The organism is Paenibacillus sp. FSL H8-0260, assembly GCF_045040625.1.
Lineage (GTDB): Bacteria > Bacillota > Bacilli > Paenibacillales > Paenibacillaceae > Paenibacillus_AQ > Paenibacillus_AQ odorifer.
The window spans coordinates 3,617,241-3,630,267 of record NZ_CP150298.1; the positions used below are offsets into that span (position 1 = coordinate 3,617,241).

Below are 13,027 nucleotides of genomic sequence, written 5' to 3' on the forward strand. Positions count from 1 at the left end.
TGGGGTAAAGCATGCCTTTATTATAGAGAGTGGAAAACATAATTGCAAGCATGTACTTGCATGCATTTGTTCCGTGTAATATGATGTAACAGAACAACATCACACTACATGGATGGAGGCGCTGCAACATGAAACTAGTAACCTTTCAAACCAAGACATCCCAGGAACCTTTGTTTGGGCTTGTAATTAACGAGAAATTTGTCGTGTCTTTTGCCGCAATCATGAAAAAGCAGGGAACATTCGTTGACAGTCTTGAAAGTATAGACAGCTATCTTCATTATTTACCGGCAAGTTATGATGCCGCTAAGGAATTAATGCAATATGCGGTCGAACAGTCGCATCAATTTAATGAAAATGAAATCTGCCCGATTGTAGCGGTAAACCTGCTGCCGCCAGTTCCAAATCCGGCTGCGCTTATCGATTTCGGGCTGACACCAAGACATCTGAGAAATGCTGGCGTAAATCTGCTGCAAAGAGAATATACAGGGCCGGAAAGAGAAGAGCTTAAACAAAAAATTGCTGAAAAATTCCAGCAAGATCCGAACAAAGTAACTTTCAGTTATTACAAATGTAACCATAATGCATTAATTGGCGATGGAGATACGATTCATTGGCCTTCGTATTCTTCCTACCTGGATATTGAGCCGGAGCTGGCCTTTGTTACAGGGATGGAGAACTGCATTGCAGGTTATGTTATTTTTAATGACAGTACTGTCCGCGATGTGCAATGGCCGGATTTCCAGGGGCTGACCGGACCGACGCGCTGCAAAGATTTTGATCGCAGCAAAGGCATAGGGCCATTTCTGGTTACGCCGGATGAAATCGACAATCCGCTGGTACTGGACGTGAATGTATGCATCGGGGAGAGACTGCACTGGAAGGGGAGCACATCCGAGTATTCTGCACACCCTGCAAAAGTGATGGAGGAGGTTCTCAAAGTTTTCACGCCGCTCCCGGGCACGATTATAGGAATGGGGACGATACCGGATTGCTGCGCAATCGAGACCGAAGAATGGCTGTTGCCCTCTGACCGAATCCAGATTACATTTGATAAATTAGGCACGCTCACGCAATTGGTGCCTGATCATGTCAAGATTACGGAACCAAGCCGCTGGGAAAAAAGAAGCGATTTGCCTTAAAAAACGTTTATCAAAATGATGAACCCCGACCCTGCTGCATATGCAGAACTTGTAGTAGAATAGGATTAACATATGCAAAAGGAGAACTACAATGCAAACTTCAGACAGAATCATTGAAGCCGCGACACAGCTCATCAAAAAGAATGGCTATAGAGGAGTAAGCACCAAAGCCATTGCAACGGAAGCTAAAGTCAATGAATCTACGATTTTTCGGCAATTTGGAAGCAAGCAAGGCATATTGGAAGCCATCATTGAAAGACATTCGGATATTCCACAATTTGAGAAGCTGTTAAAAGAGGAAGCGACCGATAATCCGGAAGTCGATCTGCTGAATGTAAGTCAGCAGTACCGTTTATTTTTCCATAAAAATGCGGACATCATTTTGATTGGCATCCGCGACAAAGGAATGCTTCCCGAATTAGACAGAGTGCTCGCCGATCCGCCGGCGAAGCTTCACTCCTTGCTGGTTGAATATTTTGAACGCTTGCAGAAGAAAAAAGTTATCGCCAGACAGGATGAGCGTCTTGTCGCAATGTCTTTTCTCTCGATGTGCTACGGATTTCAGATGAGCGAGCTGATTCACCGGCAATATCAATCCCAATTCGTCACCGAGGAAGAGTTCTACAAGCATAGTGTCTCATTGTTTGTTAAAGGAATTTTAGCCCAGTCATAAGCATTATTGATTTATCCCATTCATCTAATGGAAGAGCATGCAGCGACGGTTGATGATGTGGTGATTATTTTTAGTAATGGAAAATAAAATACGTGGATGCATTATATAGAAACTGACCATTAATTAAGCCCAATTTTTTTAGGGGCTTTTTTTTTTGGGGACTCAGGATTGTATTTAGTCTATACCCAAACTTTCGAGTCAGAGTTATTGTACGAGCTTAAATGCAAGACAATCATGCCTATTGCATTGGAATTATCCAGGGCTGTACTTACTTAATATCTTATAAGAAATTCTTGAAATTACAGAAATTTATCCAGTAGGGGGATGCTATTATACAAATACAAATAAAGACGAGGTGATGATATGCAAGCAAAATTGGCAGCGGACGCCATTCCCCTCCCCAAAAAGCGGAACTCATGGATAAGGACGATAAAAAAGTATAAAGTGATGTACGCTCTCTTGTTCCCGGCATTAGTTTACTTTGCCGTATTCAAATACATTCCTATGGCGGGAATCATTATTGCCTTTAAAAACTATAACCTAGCTTTGGGACTATGGGATAGCCCATGGGTGGGATTTAGAAATTTTACAGATTTTATGAACGGCGTTTATTTCTGGGACATCATGAGAAATACGATTATCATATCCCTGTATAAGCTGTTGTTCGGTTTCTCAGCTCCTATCATACTTGCTTTGCTGCTCAATGAAGTTTATACCCAATGGTTTAAGAAAATCGTTCAAACGATCACTTATTTACCCCACTTTCTATCATGGGTCATTGTTTATGGAATGATGGTGGCATTATTAGCCCCAGGGGATGGTCTTTTTAACATGATATTGAAGGAAACTGGAGTTGAACCCATCTCATTCCTAACGGAACCTGCCTGGGGCAGACTGCTGATCATCTTATCTGAAATATGGAAGGATATTGGATGGGGAGCGATATTGTACCTTGCAGCATTAGCAGGAATCGATCCAAGCTTATATGAAGCGGCTAGAATTGATGGCGCTTCCAAGTGGAGACAGCTATGGCATGTAACACTTCCCGGCATTCGAGGCGTGATGATTCTGATGCTGATCCTTAAATTAAGCCATATTCTGGATGCTGGTTTTGACCAAATATTCATGTTTGCCAACAGCTTTAATCAGGAGAAGATCGACATTATCGACACATGGGTATACCGTGAAGGGCTCGAGCGACTTAAGATTGGCTTGGCTACTGCTGTGGGATTATTTAAAGCGGTCATCGGATTTGTTTTAGTGTTGGCAGCGAATAAGCTCGCCAAAAAATTCGATGGGCAAATTTGGTGAGGTGGTTATCAAAATGATCAATTTGACAATCGGAGAAAAGGTCTGGCAAGCATTCGTTTATTTTATTCTTATTTTGCTAGCTCTACTTTGCTTACTACCCTTTCTATATGTGGTTGCTGTTTCAGTAACGCCAGAATCGGAAGTGCTAAGAAGAGGAATTGTTATTATACCAGAAACCTTTACCTTTCTAGCCTATAAAGAAGTATTCATTTCTCATGGTATTGGGCAGGCGTATAAAATCACATTGTTTCGAACGATTGTAGGCACTGCTCTCAATGTGTTCTTTACGGTAATCGCGGCATATCCGTTATCCAAAAAATATTTGCCGGGTCGCAGCCCATTTTTACTATTCATTGTCTTTACTATGATGTTTGGAGGAGGATTAATTCCGACTTATTTACTAGTCCGCTCTCTGGGATTGCTAAACAGTCCGTGGGTATTGATCATTCCAAATCTCATTAGTGCATTTAATCTGGTGATCATTAAAGGCTTTTTCGAGCAATTGCCTGCTGAAATCGAGGAATCAGCGAGGGTAGACGGTGCAAGTGAACTTCAGTCGTTATGGCGGATCATTTTACCTCTGTCCTTGCCCGTCCTTTCCACAATTTCATTATTTTACGCAGTCGGGCATTGGAATAGTTACTTCGATGCTATTGTTTATATCAATGATTCCAACTTAATGCCGCTCCAAGTGATCTTGCGCAACATCCTGCTTAACGTCGCAACACAAAGTGCTGATTCGCTTGCCAATACCGGAGCTGTTAGTACGTTCGCTATACAAATGGCAGCAGTTGTCGTGACTACAGTTCCGATTTTGATCGTTTACCCATTTATGCAAAAGCATTTTACCAAAGGTGTGCTCTTGGGATCGGTTAAAGGTTAAAAAGATATTCCAACCTGAGTTGTTACGGGGAAACCGTGATAATATAGAAGCAAAGGAGAGGTCATTATGCAACGTAAAGCGATTACATTTGCTATTCTGACAGCAATGGTCGGTGTGGGAACAGTATTGTCAGGCTGTGGGGAACAAAAAGAGGTTACATCGACAGCTTCGGGTAATTCACAAGGCCAGTCTAGTCCCTTTGAAACCAAATTGAAAATTTCGATGTTTAACCAAGGAACTTTCAATGCTGCTGCTCCGATTCCTCCCCGTGAAGAAGATATCCAACGCCAAATGTTGGAGAAAGCAGTAAATATCGACTTGGAAATGATGATTCCTCAATCAGGGCAAGCAACGACTAAATTAAATACGCTCATTGCTGGCGGAGATATTCCAGATTTGATCTTTTTGAAGAGCCGTGCTGATCTCGCGCAATATTATGACCAAGGCGTTCTTGCGGATTTGACACCGTATCTGGATCAATTTCCTGAATTGCAGAAACGTTTTAGCAACGACTCCTGGGAGGCGATGTCCTATCAGGGAAAAACCATTGGAGTTCCAGGTTATGATAATGTAAACGGTATTAGTCGAAGCTTCTTTATCCGTAATGATTGGCTGAAAAAGCTGAATATGGAAGTGCCAACAACACCTGACGAGCTATTTGAAGTTATGAAAGCCTTTACAGAGAAAGACCCGGACGGCAATGGCAAAAATGATACGTACGGATTCATAGGCGGTATGAATAAAGAAGGCAATCTGCAAACCTATGGCTTCGATAGTTTGATGTGGATGTTTGGAGTCAATCCTCCCTCAGCCATTGATGTGAAAGACAATGAACCGGTGTTCCTGTTTACCGACCCAAAAATGAAAGAAGCGCTCGCTTATATCAATAAAATGATGGAAGCTAAAGTTGTAGATCCAGACTGGGTGACGATGAATACTCCCGATTTATTGGACCAAAAGCTATTTAAGGGTAAAGTTGGCTTCATGATAAGAGATGCCCGCAGGCTGGAACCAGATTATCAGCAAAAAATGAAAGAAATCAGTGGAGAGGTGCCGGAATGGATCGTCATTCCTCCAATGACAGGTCCTTATGGTGATCAAATTGTAGAGAGAAAATCGTTCCAAGGCAATTCATGGGCCATATCCAAGAAAGCGGATAAGGACAAAATCATTCGGATCTTGTCCATGCTGAATTATCTCTTTACGGACAAAGAAGCATATCCGAATTTTGCATACGGAATTAAAGGGATTCATTGGGATTTGGTAGACGGCAAGATCAAAAATAAAACCTCCGAATTATCTAAGGAAATGAAAGAAAAGTACTTATGGGTCGATCATTATAGAATGCCGCGTCGTGGTGATGATGCTGAGTACTTCAGCTTCCAGAATCCGAAGACGGCAGAAGCTTTTGAGAACAATCAGAAATACGTGGCGGCTACGTTGCCCGGGAATTTATTGACTGAAGACCCGAACGATTCCTTGGCAGCTGACCGCCAACGTTACATTAATGAAAGCTTGGTCAAATTTATGACTGGCAAAGAACCTCTTTCGAACTGGGACAATTTCCTCAATACATTGGAAACTAAGTTTGACATGCAGAAGTATAAAGACTCAGTAATCAAGCAATTTAAAGAAGCAGGCTTAATCAAGTAAATCAAACGAAGAGAGCGGCTATAATTAGCCCCTCTCTTTATTGAAATATAAGAAAGTATAAGTTTTACTTTATACTTTATACTTTATCCTTCTATTTTTCGAAGAAACGCTTATCGTCCTTAAAAAGGACGCCGAAGGCGTTTCTTCTTATCATATGCTATTATTTGTTTATTACAGATTTAAAAGGAAGATGATCGATGCGAAGAAGAATCAGCTTGCCTTTAAAACTATTTTTTATCGTGTTTGCATTTGTGTTAAGCTGCATAATCTTGATAAGCCAATTGTCTTATCGTTATGTCCAAAAGGAAATAAGAACCTCTGACATTTATTACACCAACCAAATACTTGATAAGATTGATCAGTATTTCACAGTTAATTTTTCCTCCTTCCAGACGATGCTGTTCTCGGTCGAGTCATCGGTGAAAGCCAACATTGACAATCCGGACGTGATTAAAAAGCAATTAAGAGAGCTCTATGAACTCAACAGTAATTACGTCAGTAATATTTATTTGATCAAAAACGATTTATCTATTCTAGGCGGAAGTACACCTACCCGAATATTTGATGAACCTTTAGCTGAAAGAGAACCATTGTTTGATGCAGCTGACAAGAATAGAAGGATTACATTTGTCAGTGATCCTTACAAATCTAAATATTCCGGCTGGACAGTTACGATGGTCCGATATCTGAACAGTGCTCCGTTTCCTATGGCCATTGCAGTAGATCTAGATCTAAATGCCATTGAAGATACCTTGTTCAAGATTAATAAAAAAGAACAAATGAATTTGGCTCTAATCACCGCATCGGGAAAAATCATTGCCGGATTTTCGGAAAATAAAGGCCCCCTGAATGTTCAAGATCATACTTTTTCAATCGGTGAAACGTCAGCAGAAGAAATTCTGGATACTACAGAAACAAACCTTCAACTGCACACCAAGGAGGGGATTCAAGTTTCCCTTCTAAAAAAACCGACTGAAAAATTCAACTGGACCATCATCTCAATCAACGATGAATCACGCTTGAAAGCTGCTTTATCCAGATTGGAAACCTATTATATCGAGCTTCTAGCTGCTGGTTTTCTCTTAAGTCTGTTCGTTTCCTTCTTTATTGCCAAATATATAAGGAACCCGCTCTATGCACTCAAAACAAAAATGAAGCGGGTGGAGCAAGGCTCCCTCACAACTACAATATCGATTAACCGAAATGATGAGTTTGGAGATCTCTCCCGAGCATTCGATCGTATGCTGCAGCAAATTGTGGAACTGATTCGGGGAGCAGAGCTTCATAACGAACTTGAACGAAAGCTGGAAATTCAAGTGCTGCAGTCTCAAATAAACCCTCATTTTCTGTATAACACGCTTGGTTCTATCAGCAATGTCATACGACTCGGACAAATAGAGAAAGTAGATGTGGTGATCGAGTCTCTCATTTCAATATTGGAATATGGGATAGCCGACGCTTCGGAGAAGGTATCACTGCGTCAGGAATTGCAAAATGTATCAGACTATATCGCGATCCAGAACATCCGCTATAACCGAAACTTCCAATTAATCGAAAATATCGAAGCAGGGCTAATAGATTTTCCGGTTTTTCGAATGCTGTTGCAGCCCCTTGTGGAGAATAGTATCTTCCATGGTTATAACGGAGGGGGGATCGAAGGCCCTATTACTATTCATGCGTACAGGGAGGGTGGCAACGTCATCATAGAAGTAGTTGATCAGGGCGAGGGAATTCCAACTGATAAAATAAAGCATATTTTAATTTCAGAACCGGGGGATGTGGAATTGAAAAGGAAAAGAATCGGGTTAAATAATATTCATGACCGAATCAGACTTCACTACGGAGAACAGTTCGGGCTCCAAATCATAAGCATACCTAAGGAAATAACCCGGGTTCGCGCCTTATTCCCAGCAGGCTTGTTTAAAGGAGATGCATGATGATGAGAGACTATACCTGCTTCATTGTTGACGATGAAGATCTAATCATTCAGAGATTGGAATTGTTTTTTCACGAGCGCTCCCTTAGGGATAAGCGATTTCATTTAGTGGGAAAAGCGAATAATGGGCTGAAGGGGATAGAGGAGATCGTAAAGCTTAAGCCGGATATCGTAATATCTGATATCGTCATGCCGCGAATGGATGGAATTTCCATGATTGAGCAGCTAAAGCCAAAGCTTCCCCATACCCAATTCATTCTTTTGACCGCTTATTCATCCTTTGAATACGCCCAGAGAGCTATTCAAGCCAACGTATTGGAGTACATTGTTAAGGTTCCGCTCAGAGATGCGGATTTGGATCGAGCTTTAGATAAGGCAGCCGGGATTTTAAATGAAGTTAAGAAAAAAGAAGCGGAATTTCAATCTTTAAACGTATCCGTGCTTGAAAATAAATATAGAGTCCGCAAGCAATTTTTTAACGAGCTTATCAGAGGCGAAATCCCTTCTCATCGGGCATCAGATTTTGCCAATCGTATGCAGTTCCATTTCTTTCAAGCCAACTATCGCTGCTTTATTGTCGAAATGAATATGTATGAAAGTTTCCGAAATGATTATTCAGCGTCTGATCAGAACATATTGAGGTATGCGATTACAAATATAATCGAAGAAACGGTGATGAATGGTGGCAGTGGTGTAGCTGCGGATCTATCCGATAATCGGTTTATTGGCTTTCTATCCTGGGAAAATAATCGCAGTGATCTGGAAACGGAATATGATTGCCAGACATTGGGGGGGCAGATCGTCTCCCATTTGCATCAATATTTGAATCAAAGGGTATCCGTCGCTTTTGGAGGTCCACACCGAGGCTGGGAATCCATCAAACAAGCTTACACGGAAGCACAAAATGTGAGTGATGATTTCTATTATCATACAGAGAAAGTAGTAAAAACACCCATGCATCGGTTCCATTACCATAATGACAGAAAAGAAGAAGTTCAGCAGAAATTGGCTGATTTTCTTGCTGGGGTGAAAAGAAAGGTTTCCAAGGAAGAGCTGGAGAAAGCATTTGCTGATCTGAACCAATTTGTTACGGACCATAAAATCCATAAGTCCATCATGGCGCCTATGTTAAGAGACTTGTACAGAGACATTATTGTGAAGTTTAAATCGGGGAACAAGTTGGCCGCGGAAGTAGCAGAGTTTCCCATAGAATTTTTAGCTTTTCGGGAGCAGCTTGCCTATATTGGCGACTTTACCTTCGAATATGTACACGCCGGGCAACTTTTACATCGTATAGAAATCATGAGTGCTATGCGGTTTATAGAGAAAAACCTGAAACAGCGATTAACGCTCGAGGCGATTGCCGAGGAAGTGAATTTAGCTCCATCGTATTTTAGCAGCTTATTCAAAAAAACAATGAACGAAGGCGTTATCAGCTACATCAATCGTAAAAAAATCCAATTAGCTCTCGAGCTGTTAAATATTCAGGATTATTCTATATTGGAATTGTGCGAAGAAGTAGGAATTGTGAATGAAGGTTATTTTTGCAAATTATTTAAAGAATATACGGGTGATACTCCTAAGCAATACCGGATAAAAATGACACGGTATGAATCCAATTAAGGTTGCAAAAAATGTGTGATTTTTTCGCGAAATCATGTAAAAAAAAAGGGAGCAAAAGGATTACCATGATAGAAGGATCTAATCATGGAGGTTATCAAAATGGAGCTTATTAAAGCAGATGTAACCGTCGTCGGCGGAGGTATTGCTGGGATATGCGCTGCAATTGCTGCCGCACGCCAAGGACTGCAAGTGTCACTTATTAATGATCGACCGGTTCTTGGGGGAAATGCGAGCAGCGAGGTCAGGGTTCATATCAACGGGTCGGCTTATCTCGGAAACAGTCCATCCTATTATGCACGCGAAGGAGGGTTGGTGGAAGAACTCAAGTTGAAGATTTTCCACTATAATCCGTTATACAACAAGAAGCTGATGCTTTCGCTTTCGGATACGGTCTTGTTGGATATGGTCTATGCTGAGCCTAACATTTCTCTATTTCTGAATACATGCGTGCATGAGACGGGCATGGAGAACGGCAGAATTAAATGGGTGGATGGTCTTCAATTGGCTTCCGAAAGGAAATTTCGTTTTGAAAGCCGAACCTATATCGATTGCTCCGGAGATGGAGTTGTTGGATATCAGTCAGGTGCTCTCTTCCGATGGGGGAGAGAAGCGAAACATGAATACAAGGAAGAATTGGCTCCTGAAGTGGCGGACCATTACACCATGGGTGATACGATCCTGTTTCAAGCCCGTGACGTAGGGTATTCCGTTCCATACAAAAGACCTGGCTTTGCGTATGATATTACGAAGTTGGCCTTTTTCGATAGTATCAGAAAAGGCTTAAACCATCGGGCTTTTCCAAGAAAAATCAACGGGCTTGGCGGATTGTGGTGGCTGGAATACGGCGGACATATGGATATTATCAAAAATAATGAAGACATCGCGTTGGAGCTGCGGAAATTGGTATACGGGATTTGGGATTATCTCAAAAATAGCGGTGAATTTGATGATGTAGACAATCTCATTTTGGATTATGTATGCCCGATCCCGGGAAAGCGGGAGTCGAGGCGGTTTATTGGGGATCACATGTTGTCTCAGAACGATCTCACAGCAAAGCCGCATTTCGAAGATGCTGTATCCGTCGGTGGATGGTATATGGATTTACATGCTAATAAGGGCATCTACGATGAGGGACCGGCTACAGCTTGGAATTTCGTGCCTGGATTGTACAATATCCCTTTCCGCAGTTTATATTCACGAAATATTCCTAATCTCATGTTCGCTGGTCGCAATATAAGTGCTACCCATGTGGCTTTCGGATCTACAAGGGTTATGGCAACCTGCGGTTGTATGGGGCAGGCGGTTGGAACAGCTGCTTCGTTGTGCTCAAAATATGAGGTAGACCCTGCTGCTATAGTCGAAGCTCATATGGGGGAGCTGCAGGCGCTATTGCTTCGAGACGGACAAACCATTGTAGGCCTTCAAGAGGAATTGGATCCTTACTTCGCTGACGGATTAACTATTCGTGCCTCGTCTCAGCGCAGCTATGACAATCTTCATCCAACCGAAGAGATTTCCTTGGAGAAAGGGTTATGTTTGGTCTTGCCGATTCAGACATCCGTGGCTGAAAGCGTACGGTTCAAAATTAAAAATAGCTCCAAGCATTCGGAAACTCTACATGTGAAGCTTTTTGGCGGGGAACGAAAGGAAAACTACATTCCAACCAGCGAGTTGAGAGACTACCACTTGGTTATTACAGCCGGTCATGACGACTGGATTACGCTAGACTTGGACTGCAAGAAACCGGCTGACGACAAAATCTACATCATATTGGAGGGCACGGCGAGCCTTGCCATATACGGTAATGAAGAGAAATTGACAGGAGCGGTCAGCTTCCACTATAGGCCGGAAGAGCCGTCCAGGCTGAAGAAATTCAATAAGAGCATTTGCTTTAAGGACCTGGTGCCAGCTCAGAATATGTATAGCCCTGAGAATGTTGTCAATGGCTACTCCAGACCTTATGGCCAACCGAATGGCTGGATTTCTGAACATTCGGAAGGACAGGAATGGTTGGAATTCTGTTTTGCAAGCCCCAAAAATCTGGACGAAATCCATCTTGTTTTTAATTCGCAGCTGGATTTGGAGCATTTCAACGACCCGATTGAGTCCCTTATCCAAGATTATGATATGACCTTGACCTTAGAAGACGGAACCGAGAGGACAATCATAACTCGTGGAAATTATCTCACGTTGAATAAACATAAGATAAATGCGAACGGTGTAACCCGAATCCGGATTAATTTCTGCGCAACTTATGGTTCGCCTTATTTTGAAGTGTTTGCTGTGAAATTGTTTGCTCCTAAAATCGATAAATGAGGACAGGTGAAGTCACGATGAAGGAATTATTCCCTCGTAAAGGGCTCCCCAATATAATTCAAAAATTGGAAAATGGGGATACCGTAACAATCGTCTATTTCGGCGGCAGTAATACACGTTCTGAAGGCTACAGGGTTATGACGGCGGATTGGCTTCGTAAGCAATATCCTAAGGCGGATATCCGCTCTGTGAATGCAGGCATTGATGGGACAGGATCGGATTTGGGCTGTGCCCGTTTGGAGACAGATGTACTGCGTCATCGACCTGATCTAGTATTTGTTGAATTTGTCGGTAATGATGGCGGAGATCCCGAATCCAAGGCGCGGATCGAAGGGATTGTCCGTCAGATCCGCAAGCGGAGCCGGTTTACTGATATCCTGTTCGTTTATACGCTGAAGGAGCGGGATGTGGCCTTATTTCAGTCTGGAGAATACCAGAAGGGGGCTCTAATGCAAGAGGAAGTGGCCGACTATTACGGTATTCCTTCGATTCATCTGGGCGTAGCGGTCAGTCACTTGGTGTCGGAGGGAAAACTCGTTTTCACCTCAAGGGAAGACGTGTCCATTTCCGGAGCCGTTGTTTTTACACATGATTCGATCCATCCGACTATTCCCGAAGGACATCAGATTTACACGGATACGATCACCCGGTCATTTGAGAAAATTAGAGAACTTCAGGATCATCCAGGAAGGTCAGTACATCACTTACCTCAGAATCCGTTGGTCCCGGCTAATCCTTGGGAATATGCGAGCATGCTGTCATTGGATAGTCTTACCGATTTTTCCGCAGGATGGTCTTACATGACTCCCGATGATTGTGCTTTAGTACGTGAGTACAATTGGTTGTTCCCCGGCCTGTGGCGAGCAGTCGATCCTGGAGAGGCTATTACGGTGCAGTTCGAGGGAACCCATATCGGGTTATTCGATATCGGGGGGCCTGATTCTGGCAGATTGAAGGTGTCGGTGGATGGTGGGGAACCCTTTATTGTCGATCGATTCACACTACACAACGATCATAATCGTAATCAGTATGTATTCTTGCCGGAGCTCCCGAATGGGAAACATACGGTGCGCTTCGAAGTCGATACCGAAAAGACAGACAAAGCGGCTGTATTTGAGGCATGCGGCAATGAACGAAGTATTGAGCATGTTCGGCAGCATCCAGATTGGTATGATCAAACGGTGATCCAGCTTGGGAAGTTGTTATTGGTGCAGCCGCCATTATAATTAATCATAAGGTTTTCTCCAATTGAAAGACCTATATCATACTGACTGCAGTTGAGCGGCCAGTTATGATGTAGGTCTCTTTTTAAAGGAAGACAATGTCGTTTCTTCTTGCTTAAAATCTTATAAGAAATTCTTGAAATCAAAGAAATTTCACAGTTACGTGACATGCTATGATAAAAATGACGGAGCGGGATTAGCCAGAAGAATACGGCTGATTGCTTCTTTATGATCTTCGAACAAAGGAGGGTTTTATTAATTTGTAAGCGT

General features: G+C 42.5%; 9 protein-coding genes. All 9 read left to right on the forward strand.

Features of this window, described 5'->3' with window-relative positions:
• Positions 1-128 precede the first annotated feature (128 nt).
• The 9 genes from MHI51_RS16045 (at position 129) to MHI51_RS16085 (ending at position 12,760) form a co-directional block, all read left to right on the forward strand.
• A complete protein-coding gene (locus tag MHI51_RS16045; RefSeq protein ID WP_405173096.1) occupies positions 129-1,139 on the forward strand; it encodes a fumarylacetoacetate hydrolase family protein in 1,011 nt (336 codons plus the stop codon).
• Between the two features lie 91 nt (positions 1,140-1,230).
• Complete coding sequence (locus MHI51_RS16050; RefSeq protein WP_076126541.1) at positions 1,231-1,812, forward strand: TetR/AcrR family transcriptional regulator; 582 nt, start codon at positions 1,231-1,233, stop codon at positions 1,810-1,812.
• A 363-nt stretch (positions 1,813-2,175) separates the two neighbouring features.
• Positions 2,176-3,123 (forward strand): sugar ABC transporter permease, encoded by a 948-nt coding sequence (locus MHI51_RS16055; RefSeq protein ID WP_036677080.1) that lies wholly within the window; start codon positions 2,176-2,178, stop codon positions 3,121-3,123.
• A gap of 13 nt (positions 3,124-3,136) precedes the next feature.
• On the forward strand, positions 3,137-4,006 hold the full coding sequence (locus MHI51_RS16060) for a carbohydrate ABC transporter permease (RefSeq protein ID WP_036677077.1): 870 nt from the start codon (positions 3,137-3,139) through the stop codon (positions 4,004-4,006).
• A gap of 66 nt (positions 4,007-4,072) precedes the next feature.
• Positions 4,073-5,659: an extracellular solute-binding protein gene (locus tag MHI51_RS16065; RefSeq protein ID WP_036677074.1), complete on the forward strand. Its 1,587-nt coding sequence runs from the start codon at positions 4,073-4,075 to the stop codon at positions 5,657-5,659.
• Between the two features lie 197 nt (positions 5,660-5,856).
• Entirely contained in the window at positions 5,857-7,596 is a 1,740-nt protein-coding gene (locus MHI51_RS16070) for a histidine kinase (RefSeq protein ID WP_076217656.1), read from the forward strand.
• A complete protein-coding gene (locus tag MHI51_RS16075) occupies positions 7,596-9,218 on the forward strand; it encodes a response regulator (protein ID WP_076217655.1) in 1,623 nt (540 codons plus the stop codon). Before MHI51_RS16070 ends, MHI51_RS16075 begins: the two co-directional genes overlap by 1 nt.
• Before the next feature lie 84 nt (positions 9,219-9,302).
• On the forward strand, positions 9,303-11,534 hold the full coding sequence (locus tag MHI51_RS16080; RefSeq protein ID WP_405173097.1) for an FAD-dependent oxidoreductase: 2,232 nt from the start codon (positions 9,303-9,305) through the stop codon (positions 11,532-11,534).
• Between the two features lie 17 nt (positions 11,535-11,551).
• A complete protein-coding gene (locus tag MHI51_RS16085) occupies positions 11,552-12,760 on the forward strand; it encodes an SGNH/GDSL hydrolase family protein (RefSeq protein ID WP_076126551.1) in 1,209 nt (402 codons plus the stop codon).
• Positions 12,761-13,027: the final 267 nt, after the last annotated feature.